Annotated in this window: 14 protein-coding genes; 4 read left to right on the forward strand and 10 right to left on the reverse strand. The window is 39.8% G+C overall.

The window, feature by feature from the left end; all coding sequences use genetic code 11:
* Nucleotides 1-219 precede the first annotated feature (219 nt).
* Together DWZ33_RS04695 and DWZ33_RS04700 are read left to right on the forward strand one after the other, a co-directional pair.
* Nucleotides 220-2,040 carry a CocE/NonD family hydrolase gene (locus DWZ33_RS04695; protein ID WP_022936918.1) on the forward strand — a complete coding sequence of 607 codons (1,821 nt, stop codon included), beginning with the start codon at nt 220-222 and terminating at the stop codon, nt 2,038-2,040.
* A 131-nt stretch (nt 2,041-2,171) separates the two neighbouring features.
* On the forward strand, nt 2,172-2,444 hold the full coding sequence (locus DWZ33_RS04700) for a hypothetical protein (protein ID WP_118453966.1): 273 nt from the start codon (nt 2,172-2,174) through the stop codon (nt 2,442-2,444).
* Here the strand turns inward: DWZ33_RS04700 and DWZ33_RS04705 are convergent.
* The 7 genes from DWZ33_RS04705 to DWZ33_RS04735 all read right to left on the reverse strand — a co-directional run bounded on the left by DWZ33_RS04705 (nt 2,384) and on the right by DWZ33_RS04735 (nt 9,489).
* On the reverse strand, nt 2,384-3,415 hold the full coding sequence (locus DWZ33_RS04705; protein WP_244925849.1) for an IS3 family transposase: 1,032 nt from the start codon (nt 3,413-3,415) through the stop codon (nt 2,384-2,386). The two genes, DWZ33_RS04700 and DWZ33_RS04705, sit on opposite strands and share 61 nt — an antisense overlap.
* Nucleotides 3,412-3,858, reverse strand: a complete 447-nt coding sequence (locus DWZ33_RS04710) for an HTH domain-containing protein (RefSeq protein ID WP_118453968.1) — start codon at nt 3,856-3,858, stop codon at nt 3,412-3,414. The genes DWZ33_RS04705 and DWZ33_RS04710 overlap by 4 nt, the downstream gene beginning before the upstream one ends.
* A gap of 158 nt (nt 3,859-4,016) precedes the next feature.
* Entirely contained in the window at nt 4,017-5,252 is a 1,236-nt protein-coding gene (locus DWZ33_RS04715; protein WP_118453969.1) for an L-lactate MFS transporter, read from the reverse strand.
* A 53-nt stretch (nt 5,253-5,305) separates the two neighbouring features.
* Nucleotides 5,306-6,412, reverse strand: coding sequence for a butyrate kinase (buk, locus tag DWZ33_RS04720; protein WP_118453970.1), 1,107 nt, complete (start codon nt 6,410-6,412; stop codon nt 5,306-5,308).
* Entirely contained in the window at nt 6,402-7,412 is a 1,011-nt protein-coding gene (locus DWZ33_RS04725) for a phosphate acyltransferase (protein ID WP_118453971.1), read from the reverse strand. The genes buk and DWZ33_RS04725 overlap by 11 nt, the downstream gene beginning before the upstream one ends.
* A 66-nt stretch (nt 7,413-7,478) precedes the next feature.
* Entirely contained in the window at nt 7,479-8,180 is a 702-nt protein-coding gene (locus tag DWZ33_RS04730) for a phosphopantetheine-binding protein (protein WP_118453972.1), read from the reverse strand.
* 19 nt (nt 8,181-8,199) lie between these two features.
* A complete protein-coding gene (locus DWZ33_RS04735) occupies nt 8,200-9,489 on the reverse strand; it encodes a thiolase family protein (protein ID WP_022936923.1) in 1,290 nt (429 codons plus the stop codon).
* A gap of 611 nt (nt 9,490-10,100) precedes the next feature.
* Here DWZ33_RS04735 and DWZ33_RS04740 point away from each other — a divergent pair.
* Both DWZ33_RS04740 and DWZ33_RS04745 read left to right on the forward strand, forming a co-directional pair.
* Nucleotides 10,101-11,405, forward strand: coding sequence for an MFS transporter (locus tag DWZ33_RS04740; protein ID WP_022936925.1), 1,305 nt, complete (start codon nt 10,101-10,103; stop codon nt 11,403-11,405).
* A 142-nt stretch (nt 11,406-11,547) separates the two neighbouring features.
* A complete protein-coding gene (locus tag DWZ33_RS04745; RefSeq protein WP_118453973.1) occupies nt 11,548-12,789 on the forward strand; it encodes an MFS transporter in 1,242 nt (413 codons plus the stop codon).
* A 279-nt stretch (nt 12,790-13,068) separates the two neighbouring features.
* On the opposite strand, the gene DWZ33_RS04750 is transcribed toward DWZ33_RS04745, so the two are convergent.
* The 3 genes from DWZ33_RS04750 to DWZ33_RS04760 all read right to left on the reverse strand — a co-directional run bounded on the left by DWZ33_RS04750 (nt 13,069) and on the right by DWZ33_RS04760 (nt 17,027).
* Entirely contained in the window at nt 13,069-14,061 is a 993-nt protein-coding gene (locus DWZ33_RS04750; protein ID WP_118453974.1) for a Fic family protein, read from the reverse strand.
* Between the two features lie 197 nt (nt 14,062-14,258).
* Complete coding sequence (gene fusA / locus DWZ33_RS04755; protein WP_022936928.1) at nt 14,259-16,346, reverse strand: elongation factor G; 2,088 nt, start codon at nt 16,344-16,346, stop codon at nt 14,259-14,261.
* A 12-nt stretch (nt 16,347-16,358) separates the two neighbouring features.
* A complete protein-coding gene (locus DWZ33_RS04760; RefSeq protein WP_022936929.1) occupies nt 16,359-17,027 on the reverse strand; it encodes an ankyrin repeat domain-containing protein in 669 nt (222 codons plus the stop codon).
* Nucleotides 17,028-17,036 lie beyond the last annotated feature (9 nt).

Raw genomic sequence — 17,036 nt, forward strand, 5'->3', positions numbered from 1 at the left:
GCTTTAGCTGTGAGCAGCAATGAATGAATAATTGAATCATATAGGTAGACCTATGACGCAAATGGTTCAAATAGTAATTCATAGAATCATCATTTTTATAATGTCCTGATCGTGCTTTTCATTATGCAGAAGCTCATGATTGCGAATAATCAAAAATGCTTCAAGATTGTACTAAATACATGTCAGATAGTTTCATTAACTAAAGGAAAGAGGCAAAACATGCAAAAAATCGAGAAGTTAGACGGTATGCCGACTTATTCACCGGAAGATAAAACTACATTTAAAATAGAAAAACGTGAATATGAAGGGCAAGAAATCGATGTTATTATGCGCAAGGGTCACCCTGGTATAACGATTGATGAGGTGAATAAACTGCGTGCTGAGGGTAAGCAGGTCCCTGATTTTTCAATTTGTGCAAAGTATAATCCACGAACTTATACGGCAACTAAAGCTGCTCCGCATATTATTTGTGAGCAGGATGTTGCTTGTGTACTGCGTGACGGAACTAAAATATACAGTGATATCTATCGGCCAGCGAATGCTGCTGAGCCTATTCCGGTTATTATTTGCTGGGGACCTTTCGGCAAAAGGCCGCATGAAGGGCAGGATGGCTGGAAACTAATGGGTGTGCCACCGCAGACTGTTTCAGAAATGGCTAAATTTGAAGCAGCAGATCCCGCCTACTGGTGTCATCACGGTTATGCTGTTGCGAACGTAGATCCACGCGGAGTTGGCAATTCTGAGGGCGATGTGAATCTTTGGGGTATTGAAGACGGTAAAGACGGCTATGATTATGTTGAATGGATTGCTAAGCAGCCATGGTGCAACGGAAAGACATCTTTCTTTGGCAATTCAGGTGTCTGCATGGTTGTATGGCGTATTGCAGCACAGCAGCCTCCTCACTTATCATGCATTGCCGCATGGGAAGGCACTGGAAATATGTATACTGAATCCTTAACCTTCAACGGTATACCTCGGCCTGGTTTTGAGAATGGCATCGTTACCGCATGCGCATGTAAAAATTGGATTGAAGATTTAGGGAATATGTATCTGAAGCATCCATATTATGATGCTTATTGGCGCAGTAAAACACCGGTATGGGAAAACATAAAGGTTCCGGCTTATGTATGCGGAGGTATGTGTCATTTCCATTTAAGAGGTTCGGTTGTCGGTTTCAGGAAAATCAGATCACCTAAAAAATGGCTCCGGCTGCACCGGGATATGGAATGGCCGGATACTTATAATCCTGATAATATGGAGGATCTCCGCAAATTCTATGACCGCTATTTAAAAGATATTCGAAATGGCTGGGAGTTTACGCCAAAGGTAAGGGTTGACGTAATGGATGCTTATAATTTTGATTATATTCCAAATAAGCCTGAAAAAGAATTTCCTATCGCCAGAACAGTTTATCAAAAGCTATATCTAAATGCTGAAGATGGATCAATGACTTTGAATCCCAGCGTAAAAACATCAGAACTTGTTTATGACAGTAAAACCGGTATGGCTTCTTTTGGCATTAAATTTGATCAGGATACCGAAATTATTGGCTATATGAAGCTGCATTTATTTATTGAATGCCGCGGTCATGATAATATGGACTTATTTGTTTTTATTAAGAAGTATAATGCTGAAGGCACTTATATTCCTATTGATTGCATGGGATTTGATTATCGCGGTGCCTGGGGTCAGTCAAGAGCCTCACGCAGAGAATTAGATTTATCTGAAAGCACTGATTATCAGCCGGTAATGGCCCATCAAAAGGATGAACCATTAGAACAAGGAAAAGTTTATGAGCTGGATGTTGAAATCCATCCGCATGCCAGAATATGGCATAAAGGTGAGGAGCTACGTGTTGAAATCACACCAGAATTCATCAAAACCGATTGGTATGAGGATCATGGCATGAATTTCTATACGGATAATGGCCCTGAAGGTACAAAGCATGTCATTCATACGGGCGGTGAATATCCATCTTATTTACAGATTCCAACTATTCCGCCAAAGTATCAAAGTGGTGATTACAAGTATAAGGGTTAAAATATAAAATAAGGGAAGATCTCTGAATCTTTGAAGTGGTACCTATGTCAAGGACAATAAATAAAAAAGGTATTAATTTTTCAAACTAAATGAAATATCCTCTTGTTGAAATCAAACAGGAGGATATTTTTATGCTAGGGCGTTGTGAATGGTTCTTATCAGATGGCTGTTTATTGATTGGAAAGGACGCTGAAGAATACTTATCAATCCAACTTAAACACCATGAAACCACGATAAAAAGAATTGATTCATCATTAGATAGTATCCGTGAATTGAATCAATTAGTTGAACGTGATTATCTTGTTGCTACTATTATGGAAACTGGGGAATCTTTATCTTGGATTCAGTTAGAGCTAGAATCGTTGCTCAAAGAACTTTCACTTGTGCTAGAAAGTCCTTGTTGAAATTCCCTTGCTTTCTTGAATTTCTCAATGATTTTCACAGGCTCTTTCACAAGATCAATCAATGGATATTTACCGGTTTTGTAATATTCGTAAAACATGTTGGGTGACAATTTGGCTAGCGCATATTGATAACGTTCGTTATTGTAATAATCCATATATTCATCAACTGTTCCTTTTAGTTTTTCGAATTCTTCAATGTCTTTAAAGTACTCTCCAATCTCATCTTTCATATGTCCAAAGAAGGATTCCTGTGGTGCATTATCCCAACAGTTTCCTCTTCGCGACATGGATTGACGAAGTTCTTTGTCCTTGAGAAGCTGAATAAAGCGATGAGATGTATAATGACTTCCTTGATCAGAGTGAATCATTGCATCTGTATGAATTGTTGTATTTGGATTCTTGTATAATTGTTCAATTGTTTCCAATACAAAATCTTCTTCAAATGATTCTGAAAGCACATAAGCTAGTATCTGTTTCGTAAACGCATCTTTGATGACAGATAGATAGGCTTTCTTTCTTGATACACTGTAAAAGAAATAGGTAATGTCAGTTAATAATACATATCCTGGTCCATATTCTTCAAAGCGTCTTTCTAGTAGGTTTTTGGCAACATTTGATGATTTTAACGCCTTCATCATCCTTCTGATCGGGTTTGCCTTACGAATCGGACAGAATAACTTGTATTTCTTCATCAACCTTGATACCTTTTTCTCATTCATCAAAATGCCTTTTTTGTGAAGAAGCCACATATGAATGCTTCGTCTACCTTTATCACATTTTCTTTCTTTAAATGCTTCGAGTATCAATTCGAAGTCTTTTTCATCTTGTACTTCTTTTTGACAAGGATAAGACTCAGGAGCATCCTTTCGTTTTGCCCAAGCATAATAACCACTTCTTGAGACTCCTGCACTTTCACATAGATAACTGATCGTTAATGTATTTCCTTTTGACTTCAGCGTTCGATCGATCAATTCGTATTTTTCTCTTGCTGTTTGTCCTTCTGTATCTTTGAGAGTTGCTTTTTGTTGATGGATCTGATCCTTTTTAAAAAATCATTCTCTTGTTGGAGAAGTTTATTCTTATGTTTCAATCGAGCTATCTCTTCTTCTGGTGTTAAATCTTTTGTGCGAGGACGACCACTATTTCCTTTACGAGTATCCTTAAATCCACTAAGACGTTCGCTTTCATTTTTCACTCTTTGAATAAATGCTGAGCGTCTTTTTGCGCCTAGTACTTGTGGATCGAATCCATATTTTTGAAAAATGACTGATGGTGTTAATCCACTCTCATAATCCGCTAAAAATAACACTTTGAATTCTTCAGTATAGTTGATGTATCGTTCTGTTACACTGACCACATAAGGATTCTTGTGTAGTTCTTCTACCTGTTCTTTTGTGAAATGTTTTACGCCCATATTGTAACCTCTATTTACTTTTTTAGTTTACCAGAAAAAAGGAACCTTGTAATTAGGTTCCAGATTTATCATTACTCTCTTTTTTCTGGTGTCCTTTTTACAGGTTCCATTTTACTTAACAGAGGAGCTTCCCTTTTTATTTTGTCACTTTTAATCGTTTATGCATGTTGCTGATTCAGCTTTTTATAGATACCGCTAAGCAGTAAACCCAGAATATTTAAGGCCGCGGCTACCAGGATTGCCGGTGTATCTTGTCCCGTTAAATTATACAGAGCGGACATGATGGTTGGTCCGAAATAACCCGCTGCCGCAAAGCCGATAAACATGATGCCATAATTCACGCCATTGTTTGCGGAGCCAAACTGGGAAGCTGTAAAGCCAGGATAAATGCCCATGATTGAACCAAACATGAAGCCCACGATGCTTACGCCAAGATAAAACATGAAGGCCGTATCAGGACTGGAAAAATACAGCAGGATAAGACCTAAAATTGAACCTGTGAAGACCATTCTGATCGTACTTAATATACCAAAGCGGTCAGATAAATATCCGCAGATAACTCTGCCGGCCGTATTAAACAATGCGATCATTGAAACAACGGCAGCCGCTTCGGCAGCTGAGATTTCTATGATTCTTCGTGCTAGCGGTGAAGCGAGAGATATTATCATCAGACCTGAAAAAGCACCGACACACAGCATACATAGCATCACATAGAAAACAGGTGTGTGCAGCATTTGCTGCCATGTATAATTCACACTCTTCCCTGCCTGTGATTGATTTCCCTGATAACCATTAGGTAAATAGTCAGGCGGACAATCCTGAATTACCATTGACGATATGCATATGATCAGCAGCATCACAGTACCCACAGTTTTGAAGCATGATGTCACGTCCATAAAGTTCATCAGCCAATTGGCAAGAATCGGGATAATCACTGAGCTTATGCCATAAGAGGCTGTCGCAATACCGCCAATCAGGCCCTTTTTATCAGGAAAGAATTTAATCGTATTAGAAATGGTACAGCCATATACCATGCCGACACCTAAGCCGACACCTAAGCCGACACCTAAACCATAAGTAATCAGCAGCATTGCTTCTGATGTTACAAAACCGGTGGCAATCATACCCATACCAAATAATAAGCCGCCGCAGATAATAACTCGCTTAGAGCCTATTTTTTTAATTAATAAGCCGCCGCCGATCATGGTAATCGGGCCAACTGCATTGGCAAGAGTGAATACAATTGCTAAGCTGGATATTTCATTACCTGTAAGTGCACTGAGATAAGAAGCCATCGGTGAAGCAAAGACACTCCATGCATATAATGAACCAATGCATAAATTTATCAGACAAGAAGCAATCAGAATTAACCATCTTTTCTTATTTAAATCCATATTCCTCTCCTTTTTTGAAAAGGTGCTCATTAAGCAGAGCACCTTAATTAAGATTAAAAATCAAAGCCCTGCCAAGTCTGAATCCCTGTATATTCCTTAGGTATTTCTAAACCATCCAAAATGCGGATAGCCCCCGCTGCCATGGCCTCCATTTCAAATTCACCGGGATATGCATACACTGGCGCAATCCAGCTGCAGTCTTCGCTAATTTGCTGAACTAAATGTTTTGAATGAACCATCCCGCCGCTTAACAGAATTCCTTCAGCTTTACCCTTTAACACACAAGCCATGGCGCCAATATATTTCTCTACCTGATAGATAAAGGTTTCCCATACCATTTGGGCTGCCTTATCACCCTGTGCAATACGCGCTTCAATCTCCCGTGCATCAGAGGTCCCCAGCCATGAAACAAAACCGCCGGTTTTCATAGCTAATTTTTCCATTTCCTGAGCTTCAATCTGATGCTTTTTCATATACTTCAAGACTTCCACAACAGGAACTGCACCGCAGCGTGTCGGCGCCATCGGGCCTTCACCGCCGACAATATCATTGCCGTCTATCATCCGTCCCATACAGTGAGCAGATACGGAAACACCGCCGCCTAAATGACAGACGATATAATTTGATTCTTCATATTGCTTGCCCATTTGATTACTATGGCGGATTGCTGTTTCTTTCAGATTTAAGGCATGCAGATGCACATTGCGATATACATCCTTTATCCCTGTCATTCTGGCCTTATCTTGCAGTTCATCAGTATCCGGCGGGTTTACTACAAAACACTGCCTGCCATACTGTTTAGCTAACTTATCAGCTAATAATGAACCTAATTGAGCAGGATGGGATATGCCGTTAGCACCTTCAGCCGCATGCTTCAGCAATAAATCATTCACAATATATGTGCCGCCCTCGACAGCCAGCAGCCCGCCGCCGCGTCCTACAAAAGCATCGACCATACTTAAATCAATCTGATTTTTATTTAATATATCAAGAATCGTTGCTTCACGGTAAGGAAATTGATCTACGATATTCTTAAATTCCTTTAATTTACCAGCATCATGTGCCACATTTTCTGAAAACAGGCATTTATCTCCTTCAAATAATGCAATCTTCGTTGAAGTTGAACCTGGATTTATTGTGAAAATACGTTTATCTTTCATGTTTTTCACCTTGCGCTCTGACGCAGCTCATCGCGATATTGCCCACCAATTCAGAAACCGGCGCACCTCTTGAACAATCACACACGATTTTCGCAAAGCCCTGCAGCATCGGGCCGTAAGCATCAGCATTAGCAAATTGCTGAACCAGCTTTACCCCAATATTACCAACATCGATATCCGGCCAAATTATGATATTAGCCTGACCAGCAACCTTGCTTTCCCGCTTAACCTTTTTAGCGGCAATGGCTGGATTAATTGCAGAATCTAATTGGAATTCTCCATCAATGGCAAGATCTGGCCGCTTTTCATTTGCAATTCTTACTGCTTCAGTAACCTTATCAACAAAAGGCCCAGTACCTGATCCGCATGTCGAATAAGATAATAACGCGCATTTTGGTTCCCAATCCAACAAAGTATGCAGGGTATCACAAGCTGTAATAGCAATGCTCGCCAGCTGCTCACTATCCGGATCAACACAAACAGCACTGTCACCAAAGCCAAGCAAACTGCCCTTAGAGCCTTGATAGGAAGGAATATTAAAGATTCCTACACTTGATATCGTATTTACACCTTCTTTTAGCCCAATCACCATTTGTCCGGCAAGAATTACTTCGCCGGTAGAATGTGTAAGACCGGCAAATGTAACATCGGCTTCACCGACAGCCTGAAGCATCAATGCTGTATACATGGCATCTTTTTCAGCCCGGCGTCGCATTGATTTCTCAGAAAACATGGTATTTCCAGAACAGTATGCGGCTATTAAAGCTTCGACCTTTACGCTGTCTGAAGCATCATAAATAACCATATCATCCAGTGAAATATTAAAATCTTCGGCTGCTTTTTGAATATCTTTTGGAGTTCCTACCAAATAAGGAATACAGATTTTTTTGTCTGCGCATTCTCTGGCAGCCTGTAAAATCTTTTCTTCGCAGCATTCTGGAAAAGCAACCCGCTGTGGATTTGTTTTAGCCTTCTCCATAATTGTATCCAGTATATTCATAATAACCTCCCTTTCGTCACAGAAGGAGCTGGTTCGCTCCTTCATTCTGAATTACTAGAATTAAATCTATTTTTGTTTCTTAATCAGTTCAGCTAAATCGCCGACGGTTTTTGCCGCACCTGCTTCAGTAATAGAAATCATCACATCAAATTCATCCTCCAGCTGTGCTGTCAAACCAACAAAAACAACAGATGGTGCCTTGAAATCATTAAATACTGTCGATGCATTAATAGTAGCAGCATCTTTATGATAGGCTTTAGCTACTAATGGAATAAGTTTCTCTAAAGTTTCATCACAGATAACTGCATCAGCCTTCTCTTCAGCAGCGATAGCTGAGCATACTTCAGCCGCTGTTTCATTTTTATGCCCTAATTCAAATACAACTGTTTTATAGCCATCTCGCTGAACGATAACCGCATGAACCGGATATGGCATATTAGCACGTATTTCTGCTTCATTTGCCTTTGTGATACCGCGTACCATCACATTTCTTTCCGGCCCTTCTTTTAGCCGCACCGATGCATACGCATACGGTTCAAGATCTTTCAGCTCCGGCTTCAAACTCATAACAGAAGGAGTAATCAGTAAAAACATTTCTGCTTCACCATCAATTTCCTGCCATTCAGTCTCCATATTGCCGCAGGCATTACATGCATAAACCGGCGGCCATTCTACTGCTTTGCATTGCGGACAAACACGCCCCATGATTTTTCCTTCTTCTAAAAAATCATAGTATTTCTTAACAATTCTTTCTAATTTAACAGCCATTTTAACTTTACCGCCTTTCCTAATCCTTAGTTCTCAAGATGATATTACAAAGATTTTGACCGCCGCCGAAACCTCTTAAGAATGTTGTTTTCGGCAGTTTTTTAATTGGGTTAACGGCTTCACCGCGCATCTGCTTCACGGCATCATACACATCAGCAAGACCGGAAGCCGCATGAGCATGACCAAAGGCTGTACGTCCGCCATTAGGATTAATCGGCTTATCGCCATCAATATTAGTTCGTCCATCCATTACATATTTCCATGCCTGACCCTCAGGAATATAACCGGCAATCTCAGCCGAAATCAACTGTGATGAAATAATAAAATCATTCACATACATTAAATCAATTTCATCAGGCTTAACACCTGTCACATTATAAACTTGACGGGCTGCTTCCTGAGTACCATAGACTTCCAGGAATGGGTTACTAGCCTCTAATGCAGAATTACCTACCCCTAAAACTAAAATCGGTTTCTTTTTAGAGATTTTCTCCGCAAGATCCGTCGCACATACAACTACTGCCGCCGCACCATCACATTTATGCTCCAAACCTGAGATACGCATATAATTGCCTACCCGTGGATTATTTGATGATTCCATATAATCCAATACATTCTCATAACCAGCTTCTTTAGCTAAATCTTCATATAACTGATGATCGATCGCTAAAGGATTATTCATTGCATTATGCCGGGCATTTACCGCCAGCATACATAAGGCATCATCAAGCTGTTTAGGTGTTAAACCCGCCTTTTCCATATACCATGCCGCACTGTTGTCATGACCTAAATTAGATAATAAATGACGAGAATATGCATTATCAACTAACCATTGCGTAGAACGCTGAAATTCGTCAAATGAGAATTTATGGCGAATATGTGCAGGTTTTCCCTCGGTTGCCAAAGCATCGCCAAACTCTACACAGCCAGACAGCACAACGTCATATTTACCTGATGCGACAGCCTGAACTGCCTGATCCAGGGCAAGATATCCCGTACAGCATGCTTCAGAGTGATGAAGTGATGCTTTACCCCGCATACCGAACCATTCTGCCACCTGCATATTAGGCGTCAAATAATTTGAGCCATTCAGCGGACTAGCTTCGCCGTGAAAATAAAATTCTACATCCTTAGGTGAAATGCCGGCATCCTCCATCGCGGATAAAGCGGCATAGCCGAATAAATCACCTTCCGTATATCCTTCTGTTTCCGGATCGTTTAAAGTTTCCATAAAAGGTGTGCAGCCAACACCGATAATTGATACGCTGCGAGCAAATTTTTTAGGATTTGTCTGATTAAATGAATTCATGGTTTATATACCTCCTTACCAAAATTATAGACCTTTATAAATTGACAAACTATGTTCCACTATCTTAATACAGGCCGAAATAAGGCTTCATATTTTAGGCAAAAGACCAAAGGGCAATAATTCACCTGATTTTAAAATCCAGTCCGTCAGCACCCTATCCAACTGCAAATAAGCCCATAAAACACTGAAACTCTCACTTCTAAAACAAAAAATAGGTTTACTAAAGGATAAATATCGATTTATACCGTCTTTTCCTTATAATAATTTAATGTTTTATTGGTTTAAAGTCCAAAACAATATCTAGAGCTGCTTTTAGCCTTATGGCAATTCCGATAATTGATAATTTAATACCATTAGCTTCCTTATTATGTATTAAAACTTGATTTAAGCCATCCGCCATACTTAATTTAAAAATAAATTTGATGCTTTTGAAATATGATTGTATAAAAATCCAAATTTGTATTTTATTTAGCAAGTCTTTTGGTTTTTCAGTCCATTGTTGGACATTTGCGGATATTATATACTTTACTTGCGTTATAGGTAAGGGGTTACATTTTATAAATAATGGTGTCTAATTTTAGATAATGCTTTTAAAAAGGAGGATAAAGCGAATGTCTGAAACAACAGGTAAAAAGCCTAAAGCTGGTTCCAGTAATTTTGGTTCTAAAGGTTGGTTTATCATTTTAATCAGTATTGTATATTTTTATTTAAGTACAGCTGTTACTTCTGATGGTCTTAATGTTATTAATAATTATTTAGTAGGTAAATTTAGTGTCAGTATGTCATCATTAACGATATTTGCCACAGCAGGCGGCTGGCTGACTTTAGTGAGTATCCCGCTTTTCACAAAATTAGCAAATGCCAAAGGTGCAAAATCTGCAATTATATCCTCTTTGGTAATATTCATTTTCGCTACCTATTTCATTTATCATGCTGACAGTCTTATCGTTTACGGTATTGCCATGACTTTGGGATGCATGGCAGTTGTCGGCTTTTCCATGGTTGGTACAGGCTTGCTGGGTGCCAATTGGTTCCCTACTAAAAAGGGATTATACATGGGTTGGGCTACATTTGGTATTCCTATTTCAGCGGCATCTGTTTCAATTATGCAGCAGGCCATGATTAATACTATTGGTTTTGAAAATATCAGCTGGTTCTTCATTGGCATTGCGGTTCTGACAATCATCGTTACCTTCTTTTTCGTTAAAAATAATCCAGAAGAAGCTGGCGCATTCCCTGATAATGATCAATCGATGACCAAAGAGAAGGCTCATCAAATCTGGGAACGCGGTGAAGAACTTAAACGGACAAGTCCGTGGGATGCTTCAAAGGTTCTTCATTACTCAGAAACATGGAAGATTGCAATTGGCTGGGGTGTATTAATGATGGGTGCATCAGGAATTATTGCGCAATTTGTAACCGCCGCGGTTACATGGGGCCATGACATTCAATACCCTATCATGCTGCTTACGGTAATGTTCCCTGTCGGTTTATTCTTCTCCTGGTTTGCTGGCTATTTAGATGATAAATTCGGTGTAAAAAACGCAACCTTCTTTATCGCTGGTCTGTTATGTTTTGGGGCAGTCATTGCCGGTCTATTCGGCAGCAACGCGATTGCTCTGGCTGTCGGCGGCGGCTGTTTTATGGGAGCTATGTCAGGCGGCAATAACTTGACGATGTCTGTTACCGGCTCAAAATTCGGACGCTATGACTTTAATAATGCCTGGGCAGTTATATCGGTAATCACACGTATTATTTCTTCTACAGGTATTATTCTTGTATCATTAATTGCTGATAAGTTTGGATATACAACTTCATATCTAGCTGTTGCTGTAACTGTTATCATCGCTTCATTTGTAATCAAGGCTACGGATGTTACATGTGTCGGCAGAAGTGTAGTCAATGAAGAAGAGTAATAAAATCGTTTTATGATTAATGCAAAGTGCTGAATTCAAAAATTCAGCCTTTCTTTATTCATATTTATTATGTATTTCATTTATCGATATTCAGCTTATATGGGTAATGAATACACGCTTATGATCAAGGAGGTTGTTGATTATGAATAAAAAATCTATTTGGACAAAGGACTTTATTTTAGTATGCTTAGCAGCTTTAGCGACGAATATATGCATGCGGATGCTTGACAGTAACCTTGCTTCTTATGCAAATATCGCTTGGAATTCTAAATCTTTAGGCGGTCAGCTGACATCTTTCTTTAATTTTGGTTCCATTCTTATGGCATTCTTCGGCGGCAGGATTGCCGATATCAAAGGCCGAAGGATTTCAATTATATATGGCTGTCTGCTGTTTGCAGTACCTACCATAGCAATGGCTTTAATCCCGCTGCCAGGCGTGGCTTTAGGTGTGCGTGTATTGCAGGGTGTGGCAAAAGGCATCGTTACGGTTGCCATGGCTTCTGTCGTTTCAGATATTGTGGCCCGTGATCAAATGAATGAAGGCATGGGAATGTTTAATCTCGGTAATACCATATCATTCGCCTTTGGACCTATGCTTGGGCTGGCACTTGTTGATATGGGCGGCTATTCCACAATGTTTCTTGTCTGCTCAATTACCTATGCCCTCGGCGTTGTATTCGCTTGGTTTATGAATTATGAAAAAAAGCAGAAATCACCAGTAATTGAAGCTGATAAAGTGAATACAATGGCGGATAAGACACCGGCAGAGTATAAAGGTATATGGAAGCTGATTGAGAAAAAAGCAATTATTGCTTCCCTTATTAACACGATATTCTTTGGCGGTTATGCATGTATTCTTGTTTTCCTAACCGTTTATGCACAAGAGGTTTTACTATTAAATTCCACACAGATTTCATTTTTTTATACAGTTGCGGCCGTCGCAATGCTGGCAGTTCGTTTATTAACCGCCAAAGTTGCTGATCGATATGGCGCCTTAATTATGATTATTCCAGGGCATTTAGCAATGATTACTGCCTTGCTCTTATTAGCTTTTACTGCTAAGACCTCTTATATTGCTTTCTTAGCTGCCGGCGCTTGCTACGGCATAGGGATGGCAATCGTCTCGCCTACTTTAAATGCTATAGCAATCGTGGATTCTCCTGCTGAACGCGGTGCTACCGCCAATGCTACTTTTTATTTTATGATGGATTTCGGTATACTTTTTGCCTCAGCTGGTTTTGGCGCGTTAATGGATATCGCGCCATCCATCGAGTCAGGCTATAACCAAACATTTTTAATTTCGGTGGGAATCATTATTTTTTCAGCTGTTTTCTCACTCATTTCGCTGAATAAAAAAGCACGTGAAAAACGAAGTGCTGTCTGATAAGTGCCATTCATAATTAGCAGCGCCTGAATATTCTATTAATCAAACATTAATTGGATGCTCAAATGACGGGGCATCCTTTATTATGGCAATGATTAGTTTCCTGCGGTATATTTCTTAGATGAATTTGTTGATACGATTATCGATTATAAGTAATACATAGTAAAGAGGATGCGAACATTTCACTCAATGTCACATCCTCTTTTAATGGTATAATTGATACATATACTGAACCCTATCTTGATCGCTGACTTGGTCGCTATCTTGATCGGTGAGCGATCAAGTTCTTTTGCGATATTTTTGGTTTCGGCTATTTGGTTTATCAGGTATTGTCATTTCTATTAGCTGTAAATTCAGAGCAGGCAAAAGGTAATTCTTTCTAAATGTCGGTTTATGTGACAAGTTTAATCTTCGCATTATTTCTATCAAAGGAAGTGACTCATTTCCCATCACATTAAGCAATTTTTGAACTGATTCGTTAATTGCGCCACTATTATTTTCATCTTCACCCACAACTACTATTTCTTTTACAGTATCTAATATAATTTCTAACATCAATTCAACAAATACAGCACTGTCTGCATCTCTGTCAGCTTTACCCAACGCGTCATAATATTCTGCTTGTCTTAATCTAATTAAGTCCTCTATTGGCAGCCAATAAAAGATTTCTTTCCACTGACCAAGCAGAAGGCTATGCCACATTCTTCCCATTCGTCCATTGCCATCTGCAAATGGATGAATAAATTCAAATTCATAATGGAAGACCGCACTGCGAATCAAAGGCTGAAGCTGAGAAGTTGAATACCAATTAAGTAAGTCATTTATTTGATCGGGTACAAATTTAGCCGGAGGTGCCATATGAATTAATTTCTCGCCATCAAATACACCGACGCCGCCATGTCGAAAAACGCCATTTTCTTTTATTAATCCTTTCATCATTGTCTCATGTGCTTTTAATAAATCCTTAATAGATAATGGATTTAATGTGAGCATCATTTCATAAGCTTCAAATGCATTTGTTACTTCTCTTATTTCGTTTGGATCACCAAGCACCCGCTTACCATCAAGAATCGCTGTCATCTGTTTCAAAGACAATGAATTGTGTTCAATTGCTAATGAAGAGTGAATGGTTCTGATACGATTCTCTTTTCTTAAGTGAGGATTCAAAGTTCCGTGAGAAAGCACGTTGATACGCCCAATCTGTTCACTGATTTCTGAAACCAAATTCATCATTTTTTCTGTAATATGGAAGGGTGGGTCATAATTACTCATAAAATCAGCTCCTTTATTGAAACATATATTTAAGCTCGGCGATTATATATTATCTGATGCTTTCATCTTAACTCGCATATCGTTATTATATCACAAAAGCACTCAGATAAACGTGATATGAAATAGATAGTCAGGCTTTCAACGCTTATTGGCAATTAAAACCGTGGCTCATATGAAACCACGGTTTTCTAATTATTCTATTCTTCCTCTTCTTCCTTCTTCGTATTGGCAATTACCTTTTCCGCGATATTTGCCGGTACTGGTTCATAGCGCTCAAACTTCTGAGTATAAACACCACGGCCCTGAGTCATAGAACGAAGATCAGTCGGATATTTCATCATTTCAGCTAAAGGTACTTCAGCCGTAATCTTTTGATGATCATTTTCCATATCCATACCCATAATCGTACCACGGCGTTTATTGAAATCACCGATGATCGTACCTGTATATTCATCAGGCACCACAACTGTAGCCGTTACGATTGGTTCAAGCAGAATTGCGTTTGCTTTTGGCATTGCATCCTTATAAGCTAAATGAGCCGCCAATTTAAAGGCCATTTCACTTGAATCGACATCATGATATTTACCATCCAGCAGTGTAGCTTTCAGATTAACAACCTTAAAGCCTGCCAAATAACCTTTATTCATGCATTCACGCAAACCGGTTTCAACCGCTGGGAAATACTGACGAGGTACGGCACCGCCGAATACCTTTTCTTCGAATACCATTTCTTCAGTATCCGGATTTGGTGAAAACTCCACAAATACATGGCCAAATTGTCCATGACCGCCGGATTGTTTCTTATGACGGCCTTCACCAACTACGGTTTTCTTAATGGTTTCACGATATGGAACCTTAGGCACAGTCAGATTAACCTCAACCTTGTATTTAGCGCGCATCTTAGAAACCAGCACATCGATATGCTGATCACCGACACCATAGAATACATTTTCCTTTGTTTCTTTATTATTTACTAAACGGCATGTCTGATCTTCCTCAACCATTCTAGCCAGCGCGTTGCTCAGCTTGTCATCATCATTCTTTGACTTTGGCCATACCGCAACACCCAGCATCGGTTCAGTAAATTTAATTGGATCAACGGCATAATGACAGCCCTTATCACACAGTGTATCATTGGTCTGCGTATAACCTAGCTTTGTCACCGCACCAATATCACCGGTAAACAGCTTGCCGACCGCTGTCTGATGCTTACCCTTTATAATATAAATCTGCGCGATTTTTTCCATCTTATCCTTCTTAGGATTATAGACATTGGAATCAGCGCTCAATGTACCGCTCTTAACCTTGATAAAACTGATGCGGCCAACAAATGGGTCAACAATCGTCTTAAATACAAGACCCGTGAATTTTTCATTTTCTGTTGTCTGCAGTTCAACTGGTTCTTCTTTTTCAATATCCGTTACAGTCACAGTACCATTTTCACCATAAGTTGGGAAATATTTAACGATCAGATCCATCAGACGTTCGATACCGGTCATATTGATCGCGGAACCAGAGAATACCGGACGAATTTCACCGCTGCGAACACCAATGCGCACACCGCGGGTTAATTCAGCTTCACTGAATTCTTCACCTGAGAAGTATTTTTCCATTAATTCATCATCGCCCATAGCAATCGCTTCAGCAATCTGATTCTTATATTCCGCAACCTCATCCTTCATATCATCAGGTACGTCACACGCTTTATCACGGTTTGCTTTTTCACCTTTAAAATACCATGCTTTATCACGCAGAATATTGATTGAACCAACAACCTCACCATTTTCAACAATAGGTACTTCAAATGGAATTACTGTCTTACCGAAAGCTTCACGCAATCCTTCATACGTTTTCTTAAATGAAGCATGTTCTTCATCTAATTTATTGATAAAGAAAATGGTCGGCAGCTTTCTGGACTGAGCGGCTTCCCACGCTGTCTGCGTACCGCTTTGCACGCCTTCTTTAGCACCCACGACGATTAACGCATTGTCGCCGGCTGCCAAGCCGCTTTCCGCTTCACCGATGAAATCCAGATAACCCGGTGTATCGATGAAATTGATTTTGGTATCCCGCCATTCAATTGGCACGATTGTTGAATAAACCGTAATACCGCGTTTGATTTCTTCTGGATCATAGTCGATCAGAGAGCTTCCCTCGCTGGTTTTACCAAAACGGTCACTGGCCTTTGTGAAATAAAGCATCGCTTCAAGAACTCCTGTTTTACCGGCACCGCTGTGCCCAAGGACAGTAACATTTCTTACCTCATGTGCTAAATAATCTCGCATCTGCAGATCCTCCTATTTCAAAATTGGCTTAAGCTCAGCCAGACAATGTTCACGTACATAATGAACTGCTTTATTACCTTCTTTATCCACAGCCTCTTTATCAGCGCCATGATCCAGCAGATAGCTAACCAGATCAACATAACCGCCGTAAGCGGCTCTCATCAATGCTGTGCAGCCAAGATGATCCGCAGTATTTACATCAGCGCCGGCTTCCACCAGCTGTTTAATAACATCAAATTTAAATGCCAGACAAGCTTCCATTAAAGGTGTTCTGCCCTCAGCATCCTGAACGTTTACTTCTACGCCGTTCTTTAATAATTCTTCAATCACACGATCCATGCCCTGGAAAGCGGCACGATGCAGTGCGCTGCGGCCTTTATTGTCCTGCGCGTTGATGTCAGCACCAGCTTCAATCAATTTCTTTACAATTGTCTTATTGCCTTTTTTCGCAGCACCCATAATTGCTGTCTTACCATTATTATCTCTGATATTCACATCAGCTCCATTGTCAATCAAAACCCGCACAATATCCTTATAATCGCGCTTCGCACTGCGCATTAATGCTGTTCTTCCCTCACCATTTTGATAATTTACATTAACACCTTTTTTAATTTCTGCACAGATAGCTGTAAAATCTCCATTTGCTGCACTGTTCCAGAACACCTCATTGAATTGATCCATGATTATTTC

This window comes from Dielma fastidiosa (genome assembly GCF_003475485.1).
In the GTDB taxonomy this organism is placed as follows: Bacteria; Bacillota_I; Bacilli_A; order Erysipelotrichales; family Erysipelotrichaceae; genus Dielma; species Dielma fastidiosa.

Bases quoted from the DNA above. Each gene is read 5' to 3' on its own strand.
- DWZ33_RS04695 (WP_022936918.1), top strand. From the start codon at position 220: ATGCAAAAAATCGAGAAGTTAGACGGTATGCCGACTTATTCACCGGAA.
- DWZ33_RS04700 (WP_118453966.1), top strand. From the start codon at position 2,172: ATGCTAGGGCGTTGTGAATGGTTCTTATCAGATGGCTGTTTATTGATT.
- DWZ33_RS04710 (WP_118453968.1), bottom strand. From the start codon at position 3,858: ATGGGCGTAAAACATTTCACAAAAGAACAGGTAGAAGAACTACACAAG.
- DWZ33_RS04715 (WP_118453969.1), bottom strand. From the start codon at position 5,252: ATGGATTTAAATAAGAAAAGATGGTTAATTCTGATTGCTTCTTGTCTG.
- buk (WP_118453970.1), bottom strand. From the start codon at position 6,412: ATGAAAGATAAACGTATTTTCACAATAAATCCAGGTTCAACTTCAACG.
- DWZ33_RS04725 (WP_118453971.1), bottom strand. From the start codon at position 7,412: ATGAATATACTGGATACAATTATGGAGAAGGCTAAAACAAATCCACAG.
- DWZ33_RS04730 (WP_118453972.1), bottom strand. From the start codon at position 8,180: ATGGCTGTTAAATTAGAAAGAATTGTTAAGAAATACTATGATTTTTTA.
- DWZ33_RS04735 (WP_022936923.1), bottom strand. From the start codon at position 9,489: ATGAATTCATTTAATCAGACAAATCCTAAAAAATTTGCTCGCAGCGTA.
- DWZ33_RS04740 (WP_022936925.1), top strand. From the start codon at position 10,101: ATGTCTGAAACAACAGGTAAAAAGCCTAAAGCTGGTTCCAGTAATTTT.
- DWZ33_RS04745 (WP_118453973.1), top strand. From the start codon at position 11,548: ATGAATAAAAAATCTATTTGGACAAAGGACTTTATTTTAGTATGCTTA.
- DWZ33_RS04750 (WP_118453974.1), bottom strand. From the start codon at position 14,061: ATGAGTAATTATGACCCACCCTTCCATATTACAGAAAAAATGATGAAT.
- fusA (WP_022936928.1), bottom strand. From the start codon at position 16,346: ATGCGAGATTATTTAGCACATGAGGTAAGAAATGTTACTGTCCTTGGG.
- DWZ33_RS04760 (WP_022936929.1), bottom strand. From the start codon at position 17,027: ATGGATCAATTCAATGAGGTGTTCTGGAACAGTGCAGCAAATGGAGAT.